The organism is Streptomyces sp. NPDC005898 (assembly GCF_040629635.1).
In the GTDB taxonomy this organism is placed as follows: Bacteria; Actinomycetota; Actinomycetes; order Streptomycetales; family Streptomycetaceae; genus Streptomyces.
This window is the reverse complement of the sequence record NZ_JBEXWC010000002.1, coordinates 289320-304735: the sequence shown is the minus strand read 5'-3', so window position 1 is coordinate 304735 and position 15416 is coordinate 289320. Positions and strand designations below refer to the sequence as shown.

The 15416-nt window shown below is 72.2% G+C and carries 14 protein-coding genes, 1 tRNA gene and 1 pseudogene; 8 read left to right on the top strand and 8 right to left on the bottom strand.

The features are described 5' to 3' along the window. Positions 1-24: 24 nt before the first annotated feature. Positions 25-390, bottom strand: coding sequence for a PH domain-containing protein (locus ABZ385_RS04130; RefSeq protein ID WP_358583017.1), 366 nt, complete (start codon positions 388-390; stop codon positions 25-27). A gap of 202 nt (positions 391-592) precedes the next feature. Between ABZ385_RS04130 and ABZ385_RS04125 the strand changes: the two genes are divergently transcribed. Next, positions 593-787 carry a hypothetical protein gene (locus ABZ385_RS04125; RefSeq protein WP_358583015.1) on the top strand — a complete coding sequence of 65 codons (195 nt, stop codon included), beginning with the start codon at positions 593-595 and terminating at the stop codon, positions 785-787. Positions 788-816: 29 nt separating this feature from the next. Here ABZ385_RS04125 and ABZ385_RS04120 read toward each other — a convergent pair whose 3' ends face one another. Further along, the gene (locus tag ABZ385_RS04120) at positions 817-1707 is read right to left on the bottom strand and encodes an NAD(P)H-dependent oxidoreductase (RefSeq protein ID WP_358909595.1); all 891 of its coding nucleotides are present in this window, start codon (positions 1705-1707) and stop codon (positions 817-819) included. A 134-nt stretch (positions 1708-1841) separates the two neighbouring features. On the opposite strand from ABZ385_RS04120, the gene ABZ385_RS04115 reads away from it, so the two are divergent. Beyond that, positions 1842-2900 carry a helix-turn-helix domain-containing protein gene (locus ABZ385_RS04115; RefSeq protein ID WP_358909593.1) on the top strand — a complete coding sequence of 353 codons (1059 nt, stop codon included), beginning with the start codon at positions 1842-1844 and terminating at the stop codon, positions 2898-2900. Here ABZ385_RS04115 and ABZ385_RS04110 read toward each other — a convergent pair. Further along, a complete protein-coding gene (locus ABZ385_RS04110) occupies positions 2858-3610 on the bottom strand; it encodes a DUF4232 domain-containing protein (protein WP_358909591.1) in 753 nt (250 codons plus the stop codon). The genes ABZ385_RS04115 and ABZ385_RS04110 overlap by 43 nt on opposite strands. A 313-nt stretch (positions 3611-3923) precedes the next feature. Between ABZ385_RS04110 and ABZ385_RS04105 the strand changes: the two genes are divergently transcribed. The 3 genes and pseudogenes from ABZ385_RS04105 to ABZ385_RS04095 form a co-directional block, all read left to right on the top strand. Beyond that, positions 3924-5975, top strand: coding sequence for a TerD family protein (locus ABZ385_RS04105; protein ID WP_358909589.1), 2052 nt, complete (start codon positions 3924-3926; stop codon positions 5973-5975). Between the two features lie 712 nt (positions 5976-6687). Then, positions 6688-6969, top strand: coding sequence for a hypothetical protein (locus tag ABZ385_RS04100; RefSeq protein ID WP_358909587.1), 282 nt, complete (start codon positions 6688-6690; stop codon positions 6967-6969). Continuing rightward, positions 6966-7352 (top strand): annotated as a pseudogene (locus ABZ385_RS04095) (PIN domain-containing protein); the annotation flags it as partial. The gene ABZ385_RS04100 and the pseudogene ABZ385_RS04095, both read left to right, overlap by 4 nt. 65 nt (positions 7353-7417) lie before the next feature. Here ABZ385_RS04095 and ABZ385_RS04090 read toward each other — a convergent pair. Next, a tRNA-Gly gene (locus ABZ385_RS04090) sits at positions 7418-7491 on the bottom strand. A gap of 345 nt (positions 7492-7836) precedes the next feature. On the opposite strand from ABZ385_RS04090, the gene ABZ385_RS04085 reads away from it, so the two are divergent. The 3 genes from ABZ385_RS04085 to ABZ385_RS04075 all read left to right on the top strand — a co-directional run bounded on the left by ABZ385_RS04085 (position 7837) and on the right by ABZ385_RS04075 (position 9107). Continuing rightward, entirely contained in the window at positions 7837-7959 is a 123-nt protein-coding gene (locus ABZ385_RS04085; protein ID WP_358698031.1) for a hypothetical protein, read from the top strand. A 66-nt stretch (positions 7960-8025) separates the two neighbouring features. After that, positions 8026-8601, top strand: coding sequence for a dCTP deaminase (gene dcd / locus ABZ385_RS04080; RefSeq protein ID WP_358583004.1), 576 nt, complete (start codon positions 8026-8028; stop codon positions 8599-8601). An 8-nt stretch (positions 8602-8609) separates the two neighbouring features. After that, a complete protein-coding gene (locus tag ABZ385_RS04075; RefSeq protein WP_358583002.1) occupies positions 8610-9107 on the top strand; it encodes a phosphoribosyltransferase in 498 nt (165 codons plus the stop codon). Between the two features lie 104 nt (positions 9108-9211). On the opposite strand, the gene ABZ385_RS04070 is transcribed toward ABZ385_RS04075, so the two are convergent. The 4 genes from ABZ385_RS04070 to ABZ385_RS04055 form a co-directional block, all read right to left on the bottom strand. Next, positions 9212-10240, bottom strand: a complete 1029-nt coding sequence (locus ABZ385_RS04070; protein ID WP_358909585.1) for a Yip1 family protein — start codon at positions 10238-10240, stop codon at positions 9212-9214. Between the two features lie 171 nt (positions 10241-10411). Next, positions 10412-11887 carry an FG-GAP-like repeat-containing protein gene (locus ABZ385_RS04065; protein ID WP_358909583.1) on the bottom strand — a complete coding sequence of 492 codons (1476 nt, stop codon included), beginning with the start codon at positions 11885-11887 and terminating at the stop codon, positions 10412-10414. Positions 11888-12040: 153 nt separating this feature from the next. After that, a complete protein-coding gene (locus tag ABZ385_RS04060) occupies positions 12041-13519 on the bottom strand; it encodes an FG-GAP repeat protein (RefSeq protein WP_358909581.1) in 1479 nt (492 codons plus the stop codon). A gap of 339 nt (positions 13520-13858) precedes the next feature. Further along, positions 13859-15328 (bottom strand): FG-GAP repeat protein, encoded by a 1470-nt coding sequence (locus ABZ385_RS04055; RefSeq protein ID WP_358909580.1) that lies wholly within the window; start codon positions 15326-15328, stop codon positions 13859-13861. Positions 15329-15416: the final 88 nt, after the last annotated feature.

The following is a 15416-nucleotide window of genomic DNA, read 5'->3' as shown; positions in this document are numbered from 1 at the left end:
CGGGACCGTCGCGGAAGGGCCGTACTAGCGCGCCACGAACTGCGTCAGGATCGCCTGGACCTCGTAGATGTCGACGCCCTTGGTGAACGTCTTCTGGAGCGCCGTCGGGCTGCCGGAGATCCAGATCTTCAGCTCCGCGTCGAGGTCGAAGTGCCCGGCCGTCTCCACGGAGAAGTGCGTGATGCTGCGGTACGGCACCGAGTGGTACTCGACCTTCTTGCCCGTTATCCCCTGCTTGTCGACCATGATCAGCCGACGGTCGGTGAACAGCATCGTGTCGCGGATCAGCAGGTACGCGGCATGCACCTGCTCACCGTGACCGAGCAGCCGCGCGTACTCGCCCTGCGCCTTGGACGGATCGACGGTGTGCGCGTTGCCGAAAAGTGCCATGTGTGGCCCCCCACTGTGTGGACCCACCAGCCGGTGGGTCTTCCTTGCCCAAACCCTAACCGGGGCCCGGCCGCGGCCCGGCGGAAGTCCCGTACCCCCGTTCGAACGCCTCGGTGAAGCTCTGCCCACGGCTTGGCGGTGGGTCTGCGATGATCAGGGCCCGTACGAACGGGCCTGCGAAGGTCCCGGCCAGGTGGGTGGGATGGCGATGATGATGTTGCTGCTCGGCGCGGGGGTGCTGATCGCGGCTGCGGGGCTCGGCGCCGTCGTGTGGGCGGCGCGGGGCGGCCCGCGCTGGGTCCACGGGGTGGCCCGGGCCACGACCGTGGCGGCGGAACTGGCCGCCACGGCCCGGAAGAGGAGCCACCGGGGCGGCAGTTACCACTCCGGGGAGTAGCCGGCTCCGGTGAGTTGATCGCCCGAGCCCTACGACCCCGTGGACGCGCCGCCGACACGCATACCGTCACCGTCACCGTCACCGGCGCCGTCACCGGCGCTGACGCGGTCACCCGTTTCGTCGTTGCGGCCGTCCTCCCGGCGGTGGAGGGCGAGGCCACCGGCCGCACCCGGCGCCTCCACCCCCGGCAGCAGCCGCATGGCGTGGTCGTAGTCGCCGCCGGTCAGCGAGCGGAAGGGGACCGGGGCGTCCGTGAAGAGGGCGTCGAGGCGCTCCGCGTACGCCCGCCGCGCCGCCGCGAACCGCTCCTCGGACAGGACGTTGGCGTCGTAGAGCGCGAACGGCGGGAGCGGGGCCATGCCGGTGAACCAGAACAGCCCGTGCTGGAGCGGGAAGAGCACGTCCGCCAGTTCCCCGTGGATGCCCCGGTCCGAGAACGCCGTCTCCCGGGCCCCCGCCGTCACCGAGACCAGCGCCCGCCGCCCCCCGAGCACTCCTTCGCCGTAGGGCGGCGGCAGGGTGGGACCGTAGGCGAAGCCGGCCGTGAACACCCGGTCGATCCAGCCCTTCAGGATCGCGGGCGCGCCGAACCACCACAGCGGGAGCTGCAACACCACCGCGTCCGCCCAGCGCACCTTCTCCTGCTCGGCCACGACGTCGGGCGTCAGCCGCCCCGCCAGGGTCGCCTCCTGCGAGGCGGCCATCACCCGCAGCCGCGCGCCGTCGGCGTCCTCTGCGGGGCCGCCGTCCGGGAAGTCGTCGGCGTCGACCGTGGCCTTCCACTTCATCGCGTACAGATCGGACACCCGCACCTCGTGCCCGGCGGCCCGCAGATGCCCGACCGCGAAGGCGGCCAGGGCGGAGGTGAGGGAGCGGGGGTCGGGGTGGGCGCTGACGACGAGAACCTTCTTGGCGTTCATGCCGCCACGCTCTCCCGCACGCGCCCGGCCAACCAGCCCTCTGTCCGTGGCGGGAACCCCGTTCCTGGTACTGCCGGACCCCCCATCGCCCCGCTCGGGTCCCGTCTCCCGCCGGGCTGCCCATACTTGGGGACATGAGCGACGACGATGACGACCGGGGTGCGGGCCCCGGCCGGACCGCCACCGGCGTCACGGTTGGCTCCGGTACGAGTGCCGGGACCGGCGTCACGGTTGACTCCGGAACGAGTGCCGGCACCGGCGCTACCGGCGCCACCCCCGGTGACCGGGCCCTCGGGGATTTCCTGCGGGCCCGCCGTGCCCGGGTCGCGCCCGAGCACGTCGGGCTGCCCGCGGGGCCCCGCCGCCGGGTGCGCGGGCTGCGGCGCGAGGAGTTGGCCCTGCTGGCCGGCATCAGCGCCGACTACTACGTACGTCTCGAACAGGGCCGCGCCACCCAGCCCTCCCCCGAAGTGCTCGACGCCCTCGCCCAGGCGCTCGCCCTGGACACGGCGGAGCGCACGCACCTCACCACCCTCGCCGCCCGCACCGCCCTCCCCGCGGCCGAGCGCGGCCGACCCGCGCCACGCCCCCGCGTCAGCCCGCTGCTGCGCCGCGTCCTGGACGCCGTCGGCACCGGGTTCCCGGCCTTCGCGACCGACCACCGCCTGGACGTCGTCGCCTGGAACGCGCTCGGCGCCGAGCTGCTCGGCGGCCTGGCCGACCCCGCCCGGCGCGACCGCAACAACGCCCGGTTCCTCTTCCTGGACCCCGCCGCGAGGGACGTACACCCGGAGTGGACCGACCGCGCGGCGGAAGCCGTGGGCCAGCTGCGGGTGGCCGCCGGACGCCACCCGCACGACGCCCGACTGTCGGCGCTCATCGCCGAACTGACCGCTCACAGCGCGGAGTTCCGCCGTATCTGGGACAGCGGCGAGGTGGTGATGTGCGCGGCCGGCCGCAAGCGGCTGCGCCACCCCGTGACCGGCGCCCTCACCCTGGACTTCGAGTCCCTGCACGTACCGGCGGCGCCCGGGGAGACGGGCCTGGTGGTCCACGTGTTCGGCGCGGCGGAGGGGAGCCGGGAGGCGGCCGCACTCGCCCGCCTCGCCGCGACGCTCGACGCCCGGGAGGCGCCGGCCCCGCCGACCGCTCAGAAGTCGTCGGCGCCGTTGCGCAGCTCGTACGTCCAGTAGCCGGTGGCCCACTTCGCCGGGTCCACGGCGACCCCGCCCGCGCCGGGCGCCCTGACGGCGCTCATGCCGCCGCCGCCCTGCAACGTCACGGAGAAGTCGGTGACGACCTCGGTGCTCTCGTCCCGCCCGCCGTCCGACAGCCTGACCAGGGCGTACGCCGGGGCTCCCGCCTTGAGCACGACGGGCGCGGCGGGCTTGCTCTTGGCGACCGGCGGCACGATCTCGCGGTGGCTCTCCAGGAACTGGATCTCCGGGTGCCCGGTCAGCTCGCAGGCGTGCCCGGAGGTGTTCTTGGCGGTCAGCACGAGGTGGGTGTAGGGCGGGCCGCCGTGGCGGGCGGCGCTGAGGGAGACGTCGTTGGTGGTGCAGACGGGGGCGGTGGCGCGCGAGGAGGAGGAGGGGGCCCCGCCGGCCTTCGCACGGGCCCCGGAAGCGCCGGAAGCGCCGGAAGCACCGGAAGCACCGGAAGCACCGGAAGCACCGGAAGCACCGGAGGTGCCGGAAGCGCTGGGGGTCGCCCCCGACTTCCCGGCCTTGGACACCGAGACGGAAACGGTCTCGCCGGCCTCGCCCGCCCCCGAGGACTTCACCCCGGTGCCGCCCCCGCCACACGCACTGAGGGACAGCGCGAGCGCGGCCGCCCCGGCGGCGACGACGACGGCGGAACGGGCACGGGCACCGGTGCGGGTGCGGCTGTGGAACGTGGGCATGGGATTCCCCCGAGAGCTAAGGATGACGACCGTAGGAGCGAGCCGACCCGACCGGGAAACCCCGCCTGACCTGCTGACACCCCCGAGTCTGCCGCCCCCCGCTCACGCCTCGCTGCCACCCGGCTCACGTCCCGCTGCCGCGCTTCGCGGGCCCGTACAACGGAGTTCTCACGTGATTGCGGGAGAGGCCACGGACGGCCCGTACGGGCGGCTAGGGTGCCGCTGTGCGATCAGTGTGTGACGCACCACACAAGGGGCGGCGCGCGACCAGGGGCGGCCGGCGCGCGCCTGACGGGCGCTATGGGGGCGGAACATGTACGAGTTGACCAAGGGCGCCAACGTGGGCCTGGCGGCCCTGAGCGAGAGCACCGACGCGGTGATCGTCGCCCTGGACTGGACGAGCCCGTCGGGCGAGGGCGACGCGGACGTCTCCGTGCTGCTGCTCACGGCGGACGGCAAGGTCCGCGACGACGGCGACTTCTACTTCTACAACAACCCGGTGGCCGCCGACGGCAGCGTGCAACTCCTCGGCAAGACGCCGACCGGCGGCGGCGACAAGGACCGGATCAGCTTCGATCTGACCGCCGTTCCGCCGGACATCGACCGCATCGTCGTGGCGGCGAGCCGATACGGCGGCGCCCACTTCGGGGAGCTGGACGATCTGCGGCTCACGCTGGCGGACGGTTCCGGCGAGGAGCTGGTCCGTTTCACCATCGGCGACACCGGATCGGTCAGCGCGTTCATCTTCGGGGAGATCTACCGCCGGGGCCCGGAGTGGAAGCTGCGGGCCGTCGGACAGGGGTACGCCACCGGGCTGGCGGGCCTGGCGACGGACTTCGGCGTCGACATCGACGACGACGCCGCGACGGAAGAGGTGCCCGAGGGCGGGCCGTCGGAAGAGTTGCCGTCCGACACGGTGACGGCGGAACTGCCGGTCCGTGCGGCGACGGGGCAGGCGGCGGCCGCACCGGACGCCGAGGCCCTGGTTGCCGACGGGCGGCCAACGGTGTCGCCGCAGGCCATTCCGACGCCCCGTCGGCCGGACGCCGATGGAGGGCCGAAGAAGGCGGCCCCCCGGCCTCGTACGGCCAAGAAGAAGGTCACTCTGCCGAAGGTGGCCAAGAAGTCCTTGGCGGAGAACGACTCGTGGAAGGGGGCCAGGCTCTTCCCCGTCTCCGTGCTCAAGAGCGACCGGGACCGTGAGACGCGGGCCACCTCGGTGCTGTTGTCGGTGATGGCGCAGATCCCCGAGTTCGGCCGCCGGCTCACCGCCGCGTTCGGGGCGCCGGCGGGCCGCATGGAGACGTTCGCGGAGGTCCAGCTGCCGCACGGCGAGACCCCCCGGCGCCCGGACGGCGTGATCCGCGTCGAGCGGGCCGGCAAGCTGTGGACGGCCTTGGTCGAGACGAAGACCAACGGCAACGCGCTGAAGGCCGATCAGGTGCAGGCGTACATGGACATCGCCGCCCGCCGCGGCTACGAGGCCGTGATCACGCTGTCCAACGACGTCGCCCTGGAGGGCAGCCCCCTGGTCGACGTCAAGGTCGACGGGCGGCGCAAGCACAAGGTGGCCCTGTGGCACCTGTCCTGGGCCGAGGTGGCCCACCAGGCGCAGATGCTGATCCGCCATGAGGGCGTGGGCAACGCGGCGCACGCCTGGCTGCTCCAGGAGCTGCTGCACTACCTCCAGCACGAGAACTCCGGCTGCCACGGCTTCCAGAACATGGGCGCGGCCTGGGTCCCCGTACGCAAGGGCATCGACGACGAGACGCTGTGCCAGGGAGACTCGCGCACGCTTGAGGTGGTGGAGAGCTGGGAGCGGCTCATCCGCCAGGTCTGTCTCGGGCTGGGCGGTGAACTCGGGCAGAAGGTCCTGCCCGTGCAGCGGGCCAGGCGGGGGTCGGGCCCCGCGGAGCGCCGCTCGCGGCTGGCGGACCAGCTCTGCCTCGAAGGGAGACTGCACGCGGAGATGCGGATCGAGGACACGCCGGGCGTGCTGGCGATCACGGCGGATCTGCGCACCGGCAAGCTGCGCACGTCGATCGACATCCCGGCGCCCGCTCAGGGATCCCCGCTGACCTGGGTCAAACGGCTCGTCCGCCGCCTGTCCGACGCACCCGCCGACCTCCACATCGAGACTCTGGTGGAGGGCGAGGCGGGAGGCCCACGAGGAACACTCGAACGGCTCCGCCCCGAGCCGGCGGACATGCTGCCGAAGAACGGCGCTCGGATCACCGGCTTCCGCTTGTCCCTCTTCAAGGGGATGGGAAGCGGCCGCGGCAACGCGGAGACGGGCTTCATCCGCAGCGTGGACGACGCGGTGCACCGGTTCCACGCGTTGGTGGCGGCGCAGCTGGCGCATTGAGCAGCGCTTCTCGGCGCGAGGGAGGCGCGCGGGAAAGCGGCGAGGAATGTTGAGGGGCCCTGGTGCGGTAAGCACCAGGGCCCCGAAGGAACTACAACACCATCTGCCGACCTAGAACTGCGTCGGCCCTCTGTGTCCGCACGGCCGCCCGAAACGCTGACGGGGGTGCGGGGATCGGATATGCGTGACCGGAGACCACCTGCCTATCGATGTCCTGCGGTTGCGGTACCCGGGATCAGACGTCGACCCGGGCGATCCTGATGGCGCGCGCTTCCTCCGTTCTTCCCTCTGACGAAACTACGTACTGCCAGGCAGGACGTCCTGTCCCTGCCCTTCTGCGGGGTACTGCTCGTACTGCTGTGTACTACCTACTGCTGGCGGCGGCCCCTGATCACTGCGGGCCACCCGGTCCGGCGGTCAGCCTCGTCACCGTCATGCGACAACCCTGGCTCCGAGACTCCACCACCGCACCGTCATGCGGGTACTTCTGCCCGGCAGTTCGTGTCTGCCGGGCCCTTGCTCGATCTCGACTACAAGAGAAACCATAACGAGGAGACGACCCAATGTCTACTCCCATGACGACAGATTTCTGTGCGCTCGCCGATGAGATATTCCGCGCCGCGGCTGGCCGCCGCGAGGGCGCCGGAGGCGTCCGCACCGCACCCTGTGCATCCACCACGTGCTATGCCATACCCAATGGCATAGTCGATGTGTGACTGACGACGAAGGGGACTTCCCACCCGGTGAGGGCCCCACCAGTGGCATCTCTGTCACCCTGACCGCCGGAACTCTGCATGCGATCCGTGAGCGGGTCGGCAAGCGAGGTGTCTCGGCCTGCCTGGAGAAGGCCGCCCAGCGACAGATCGAGCGGGAGAACCTGGACGAGCTGATCGCGGACTTCGACAAGGTGCACGGCCCGGCCGGCCCCGAGGCCGTGGCGGCCAAGCGCGCCCGGCTGGCCGGAGGCGCCTCGGACGCTGGGACGGCCGCGTGAGCGGTGCCCTGGTCCTGGACAGCGAGGGCCTGGCAAAGGCCGTACAGCGTGACCGGGAGATCCACGAGTGGCTGACGGCGGCTCGCGACGCGGACCTGCCGGTGATCACCTCGGCCGCCGTGCTGGTCGAGGTGATCCACCCGAAGATCGACGACGCCGCACTGAAGTGGACCCTCTCCCGCTTGACCGTCGAGCCGGTGACCCAGGCCGTCGCGCAGGCCGCTGCCGCCTTGCTGCGCGCAGCGGGACTGCACGGCCGCAAGTCCGCCATCGACGCCATACTGTGCGCGACCGCCCTGCAACATCCCGGCCGGGTGACGATCCTGACTTCGGACGTGGAAGACATCGAACTGCTCACCGCCGAGCACCCCCGCGTGAGTGCTGGCACGCACACCGCCCCGGCCCCGCACAGCAAAAAGGCCCAGGTCTCCGACCTGGGCCTCAACTGTGGAGCGGGTGACGAGAATCGAACTCGCACTCTCAGCTTGGGAAGCTGATGTTCTACCACTAAACTACACCCGCGTAACGCGCCGCCAGAAGCGGTGTCGTAACGTCGCACACTGTACCTCATCGCGGGCCCCCGGCGCTGTCGCCGCGGGGCCCGTGTGGCGTTCGGGGTGGGGTCCGGCCGTGCGGGGGGAGGGAGTTGGGGCGTACCGTGGGCGCACCGCCGATGGGTCGCCGAGTGGGGTCGTGCCGCCTGGAGCGGCGTCCCTTTCGTGCCGTAATGTGTGCCTTCGTCGTCGGCTTCAGGGGCGGGACAGCAGCCTCGCGGGCCCGGCCGGCAGGACGAGTTCACACACGGCTTTGGGGAAGGGACTCGAGGACTTGATGGAGCGCACCGTCGTCCGATGTGCCGAGGGGCACGTGTTCAGTACCGCTTCGTTCCCGATGCAGCAGGCCGGCCGGCTCGGCCCCGGGCGGCTCATCCGCTGTCCGCGCTGCGCCCGGCTCCGGCACGCCGTGCCGGTGGTCCTGCAGAAGCGGTGAGGGGTGGCGCAGCGCGCGGGTCCGTCCGATTGGGGCGGGCCCGCGCGCTCTGCGTATCCTCGGTGCGTGCTTCTCTCAGACAAGGACATCCGGGCCGAGATCGACTCCGGACGAGTGCGGATCGAACCGTACGACGAATCCATGGTGCAGCCCTCGAGCATCGATGTGCGGCTGGACCGCTACTTCCGGGTGTTCGAGAATCACCGCTACCCCCACATCGACCCCTCCGTGGAGCAGGCCGATCTGACGCGGCTCGTGGAGCCGGAGGGCGACGAGCCCTTCATCCTGCATCCCGGGGAGTTCGTCCTCGCCTCGACGTACGAGGTCGTCAGCCTGCCCGACGACCTCGCCAGCCGGCTTGAGGGCAAGTCCAGTCTCGGGCGGCTCGGGCTCGTCACGCACTCCACCGCCGGGTTCATCGACCCGGGGTTCAGCGGGCACGTGACCCTGGAGCTGTCGAACCTCGCGACCCTGCCGATCAAACTCTGGCCGGGCATGAAGATCGGGCAGCTGTGCCTGTTCCGGCTGACCTCGCCCGCCGAGGAGCCCTACGGCTCGGAGCGGTACGGGTCGCGTTATCAGGGGCAGCGGGGGCCGACCGCCTCCCGGTCCTTCCTCAATTTCCATCGGACACAGGTGTGAGCAGCGGTATGAGTGACGTGCGCGAGAACCTTACGTACGAGAAGTTCGGCGGCGCCGTGCGCGAGCTGGCGCAGGCCGTCGCCGACGACGGGTACCGGCCCGACATCATCATCTCCATCGCCCGCGGTGGCGTCTTCGTGGCCGGCGGGCTCGCCTACGCCCTCGACTGCAAGAACATCCACCTGGTGAACGTCGAGTTCTACACGGGGGTGGGGACCACGCTCGACATGCCGGTCATGCTCGCGCCCGTCCCCAACGCCATCGACTTCACCGACAAGAAGGTGCTCATCGCCGATGACGTGGCCGACACCGGCAAGACGCTGAAGCTCGTGCACGACTTCTGCCTCGACCACGTCGCCGAGGTGCGCTCCGCCGTCATCTACGAGAAGTCCCACTCGCTCGTGAAGTGCGAGTACGTGTGGAAGCGCACCGACGAGTGGATCAACTTCCCGTGGAGCGTCGAGCCGCCCGTCGTCAAGCGCGCGGGGCAGGTTCTCGACGCCTGAGCCACGTCCCCCGATGAGCCACGTCCCCCGAAGTGGGGGAAGGGCCCGTCCGACGCTTCGTCGGGCGGGCCCTTCCTCGTGCGCGGGCGGGCGCTGGGCGAGCGCTAGAACGTGCCCAGTTTGATGATCGACAGGATCGCCAGGAGCTGGATCGACGCCGCTCCCAGCGCCTTCGGCCACGGCAGGTCGTGCGACTTGGCCACCATCGTCGTCAGCAGCGCGCCCGCCGCGATCCAGGTCGCCCAGCCGAGGAGCTGTACGAAGCTCTGGCCGCCGCCCAGGAACATCGCCACGACGACACGCGGCGCGTCCGTCATCGACATGATCAGCATGGACAGGCCGACCGTCGGCTGCCAGGCGCCGTCGCCGCCGAGCTGGCGGGCGAGGGTGTGCGTGACCACGCCGAGGACGAAGGCGCTGATGGTGATCGCGACGCCGGTGGTCAGGACGTAGGGCACCACGGACGACAGCGGCGCCTTGAGCGCGTCCGAGCGGGCGCCGTCGAAGCCGAAGATCGCGAGCAGGCCGTAGACGAACGTGACGACGACGGCCGGGGCCCACATCGCGTAGTCCCGCATCTGCAGGAAGGTCGGGCCCGGGCGCAGCACGATGCCGCGCAGCAGGTCCTTCCAGTGCAGGCGCGGACCGATCGGCGCCGCGGCCGCCTGGCCCGCGCAGTAGGTGTCGCCCTGGGTGTAGTGGTCGTCCCCGATGGAGAAGGCCTGGGTGTGCCCCGGGTTGTTGGCCGCGTACGGGTCGGGGCCGGCCTGGGGGCCGTGGCCGTGGTCGCCCGGCCCGCCGAAGTACTCCGGCTCGCCGTGACCGCCGTCGGCCTGCGGCCACTGCGGGCCGCCGCTGCCGGGCTGCGGGCGCCCGCCCCCGTACGGGGCACCCCCGCCGTACTGCGGGCCGCCACCGTGAGGGCCGCCCCCGCCGTACTGGGGGCCGCCACCCTGAGGGCCGGCCCCGCCGTACTGCTGTTGGCGCGGGTTCGGCGACACGGGTGGGTAGCCGTACGGCTGCTGCTGACCCTGGGGGGCCTGCTGTCCGTACGGCTGCTGCCGCGGTTGTTGTTGCGGTCGCGATTGCGGGGCGCGGTTGTCCCGGCCGCGTCCGTTCCTGAATCCAGCCACGAATCGAACGTACCTGGTCTTACGGGGCGGGGTCGTCCCTCCTTGGGAGGAGAGCCGCTTTGCGGCCGACCTGTGACAACCCCTAAGGGAACCCTGAGGGGGCCGACACCCCCCGCACCCTCCGCGCCTCCTACGCCCCCCGTGCCCCCTGTGACCCCGGTGGCCGCCCGATCAGCGGCCCAGCACCGCCCCGTACGCGTACGGGTGTGAAGAGGCGGGCAGGCCGATGGACTTGGGGGTGATGACCCGCACGCCGGACGGCTGGACGGCGGGCAGCTCCCAGACGCCGCCCGCCGAGGCGTTCTCGCCCGGCGCGGCGACGGACAGGTCGAGGCGGCCGTCGCCGTCGTGGTCGGCGGTGAGGAGCGCCGCACCGAAGGCGTCGCCCTTCTCGGCGCCGCCCGGGATGCCGGGGGAGTTCTGCTGGTACGCCACCGCGCGCGCCGCCCCCGACGCGTCGAGGATGCCCTTCGGGCCGCCCTTCAGGACGGTGACGGCGCCCGCGCCCGCCACGTCGCCGATCGCCTCGCCGGGGGCGCCCGCGATCAGGTCGTCCTTGCCGTCGCCGTCGATGTCCGCGACGGCGAGGGCGTTGCCGAAGTCGTCCCCCGTCTCGGCGACGCCGGGAACGCCCGGGGTGTCCTGGTTGAGGGTCTGGCCCTCCCAGATCGGCTGCTCGCCGCCCCCGTAGTGGATGTGGATGCCGCCGCCCTTGGCGCGCTCCTCGGGGCCGCACGGGTCGTCGATGTTCTCGTCGGCGATCTCGCGGCAGTTGCCGAGGGCCAGGTCGTCCAGGCCGTCGCCGTTGAAGTCGCCGACGGCCAGCGCGTTGGCGGCGCTGTTGTCGCTGCTCCAGGTCATGTCGAAGCGGGTCTCGTCCTTGAGGTAGCGGTAGAGCTGGATGTGGGACTGGGTGTGGGGCTGGTTCTGCGTGTAGTAGGCGACGGTCAGCTCGGGGCGGCCGTCGGAGTCGAAGTCGCCGGTCGCCATGACGGGGGCGCGGCCGCCCATGGGGCGGGCCATGACGGGCTCGGTCCGGGCGGCGTACGGGTTGAGGTTGGCGACGACCTTGTCCTTGGCGCCGATCGCCAGGTCGACGTCCGTGTCGCCGGTGAAGTCGGCGGCGGTCAGGGACATCCCGTACGCGTCGGACGCCTTCTCGCCCCGGGCGGCGGTGTTGGCGAGTGCGAAGCCGTCGCCGGTGCCGTACAGGACGGTGACGGAACCGGCGTCGGCCTTGCCGGCGATGTCCTCGCCGGGGGCGCCGATGACGAGGTCGGCGTACTTGTCGTCGTCCACGTGCGCGGTGGTGACGGCGGCGCCGAAGCGGTCGCCGGCCTCGGGGGTGCCGGGCACCTCGACGGTGGCCTGCGTGATGCGGCGCACGCCGTTCGTGCCGGGGCCGTCCGCGCCGCCGAAGACGACGCTCACGTAACCGGCCCTGGCCTTGCCGTCGACGGTGCCCGAGGGCACGCCCACGGCGAGGTCCGCGTAGCCGTCACCGTTGAAGTCGCTGGTGAGCGGCGCGCGTTCGGACGCGGTGGCCGGGGCCGCGAGGGGCAGGGCGAGGCCGGTGGCGGCGAGGGCGGTGGCGGCGGCCAGGGCCAGGGCGCGGGGGCTCGGGCGGGTGGGTACGCGGGGGCGCATAGGGGCTCCAACTCTGCGGGGTCGGTACGTCGGTTCCGGGGACAGCGGCGGCGGGACCGGCCGGCCGCGCCGCTCGTACGGGGAAGGGGGCCGGGCCCGCACGTGTGGTGCGGGCCCGGCGGTCAGGCCGGCCGGGGGAGGGGCGAAGGCGGGTCAGTCCGCGAAGTTGTTGCCGAGGCGTGGCGTGCCCGCGCCCGAGATGCCCACGGTGGAGGTGTAGACACCGGAGGTGCCCGAAAGCGTGCCGTCCGCCTTGGAGTCCAGGATGTAGAAGGCGCCGTTGGAGGCGTTCTCGCCGGCCGCGCCGATCACGACGTCGCCGCGGCCGTCGTCGTTCAGGTCGTCGACGTGGACGTCCGAGCCGAAGAAGTCGTTCTTCTCGTTGGTGTTGGGCACGCCCGGCGTGTTCTGGGTGAGCAGGACGGAGCCCGCCGTGGTGAGGCCGGAGCCGTCCGCGGCGCCGTAGATGACGGTGACGGAACCGGCGTCGGTGACCCCGTCCAGGTCCTCGCCGACGGTGCCCACGACCAGGTCGAGGTGGCCGTCGCCGTTGATGTCGCCGAGGTCGAGCTCGGAGCCGAACTCGTCGCCCTTCTCGGCGCTGCCGGGTACGCCCGCGGTGTCCTGGGTGATGACCTGGCTGTCGCCGTAGGGGCCGGTGGACTTGCCCTTCACGACGTACACGCTGCCGCCCTTGTGGGCGCCGGCGATGCCGTCGTCCCAGGTGAGGCCGATGATGATGTCGCCGTAGCCGTCGCTGTCCGTGTCGCCGACGTCCGTGATGTAGCCGCCGGGCAGGCGCTGCACGCCGGTCGTCGTGATGCCGTTCGAGCTGCCGGGCAGCCACAGGTTGGCGTTGTAGTGGTCGCCGGAGGAGAAGCCGTCGACGATCAGGTCGTCCTTGCCGTCGCCGTTGACGTCACCGGAGTGCAGGTTGAACGGGCCCGCGCTGTCGCCGCTGAGGATGGGCGGGGTGACGGTGTAGTGGCGGCCGGTGCCGCCGGCACGGGTGAAGCCGCCCTCGTAGACGTCGAGGGTGGCCGCGCCCGAGCTGGAGCCGATGGCGAGGTCGTCCTTGCCGTCGCCGTCGAAGTCGCCGGCCTGGATGGGGCCGCCGAAGAAGTCGTGCTTGGTGGGGCGCGGGTCCTCCAGCGTGGTGCCGCCGGACAGGCCGTTCTTGGAGCCCCACAGGATCTGTACGGTGCCGCCGTCGACGTCCGTGCCGACGTCCTCGCCGATCGCGGCCACCGCGAGGTCGTCGTAGCCGTCGCGGTTGAAGTCGCCGTAGGCGGTGTCGCTGCCGAAGCGGTCATTCTTCTCGGCGGCGCCGGGCACGCCGGCGCTGTTCTGGCTGTACGTGGTGTGGTGCCGGTCGCCGCCGCCGTACGTCACGGTGACCTGGCCGGCGCCGTCCTTGCCGGCGACGTTGGCGCCGGAGGCGGAGGTGGCGAGGTCCGCGGCGCCGTCGCCGTCGAAGTCGGCGTCGGGCTGCGTGGCGGGGGACGGCGCGGCCGACGCGGTGACCGCGGTGGCGGTGAGCAGCCCACCGGAGAGCGCGGCAGCGACGGCCGTCGCCGCGGCGAGGCGGATGCGGCCGGGTCTGCCGGCGGTGGTGCGCTTGTGCTGGGCCATGCGGTTCTCCTGCGGCATGCGGGGATGCCTGCGGGCATCCGCCTTCGATGGGGTGCGGAGCAGACGCGTTCACCGGGCATTGGCCCTGGCGTCACGCCGTGGTCGGCGAAGAGGAGACCACCGGTGAGGCCCAAGGGTTGTACGGGACAGGGGAGTTGGGGCGGCTTGACGGGTTTCGGCACGTTTGGCGGGGCCCCGGGGGGAACGCCGGCCGGGCCCGCTGATGGCGGACCCGGCCGGCGGAACGCGACAAGCCCCTGGGGGGAACTCAGCCGGCCCGGCCGGGGAACTCGACAAGCCCGTCCGGCGTTTGCGGACGGACGCGGTGGAGCCGGTGGCTCACCGCCCCAGGATCGCCCCGTACTCCACCGCTCCGGTCAGCCCCAGCTTGCCCGGCGTCACCGAGGTGACCGGCAGGTTCGGGCCGTCCTTCTGGGTCGGGTCGTACCAGACGCCGCCCTTGCCGTCCTCGCCGGGCGCGCCGACGGCGACGTCCGGGTAGGTGTCGCCGTTGTAGTCACCGGTGGCGACGGCCGCGCCGAGGCGGTCGCCGGCCTCCGCGGTGCCCGCGACGTCCGGGGAGTCCTGGTTGAAGGAGGGGCCCGCGAGGGCCTCACCGGTGCCGAGCGAGGCGAGGACCCAGTAGGCGCCGGCGCTCTTCGCGGTGCCGACCGCCTCCGTGTCGGCGCCGACGATCAGCTCGTCGATGCCGTCCTTGTCGACGTTGGCGACCGCCAGGTGCGCGCCGAAGTTGTCCTCGGCCTCCGCGTCGTCGGCGACCGACGGGCTGTTCTGCGTGGTGCAGGAGTCGCCTCCGTCGCCGAGCTTGCCGCCCTTCTTGTTGTAGACGGTCAGGACGGCGCCGCCGAAGCGGTCCGCGCAGGCGGTGTCGTCGGCCTCGGGGTTGGGCCGGACGTTGCCGACGGCGAGGTCCGTCGTGCCGTCGCCGTCGAAGTCGCCGGCGGCCAGGGCGGTGTTGGTGGAGTCACCGGTGGACCACAGGCCCTTCCACTCGCCCGACTTCCGGCTGACCACCTCGGTGCCGCTGATCTCCGTGCCGGAGTAGGCCAGGGCGATGTCGTCGCCGCCGTCGCCGTCGAAGTCGCCGCTGGTGACGACGCTCGGGCCGGCGAAGTGCCAGCTCCGGATGGTGGAGAGCGTGGCGGAAGAGCCCGCGGTGAAGGGGCCCGGCCGCATGCGCAGGGCGCTGGATTCGTCGAAGTGGGTGTTGAGGGCGATGTCCTTGTCGCCGTCCTTGTCGAAGTCGCCCGTGGTGAGCAGCGCTCCGTAATCGCGGGACTCGCCCTCTCCGGTGGTGGCGGTGAAGCCGCCCTTGAAGCCGCTCGCGGAGCCCCAGACGACGGTGACGCTGCCCGCGTCCAGGGTGGTGCCCATGTCCTCGCCGGGGGTGCCGACGACCAGGTCGCTGTAGCCGTCGCCGTTCATGTCGTTGGAGTCGACGGCCTTGCCGAACCTGTCGCCCGCCTCGACGGTGCCGGGCACACCCGCGGTGGACTGGCTGACCGTCGTCGAGCCGTGCTTGCCGAGGCCGGACGCGCCGCCCCAGACGACGTTGACGTAACCGGCCTTGGCCTTGCCCGCGACGGTGGCGCCCGGCACGCCGACGGCCAGGTCCACGTAGCCGTCGCCGTTGTAGTCGGCGCGCAGCTTGGAGGGGGCGGGGGTGGCGGACGCGCTGCCCGCGGTCAGGCCGGTGAGGCCGAGGGCCGTGGCGGCGCAGACCGCGCCCGCGGCGAGGAACTTGTTGCGCGCGGTCCTGCGCGCGATCGTGCGCACGTGCTGAGTCACTGAGGAAGTCTCCAACCGGGTGATGACATGGACGCCGAAGCCAGAAGTACGGGGCAGGGCGTCTGCGGGCTCGACGTGAGCCGCTGGG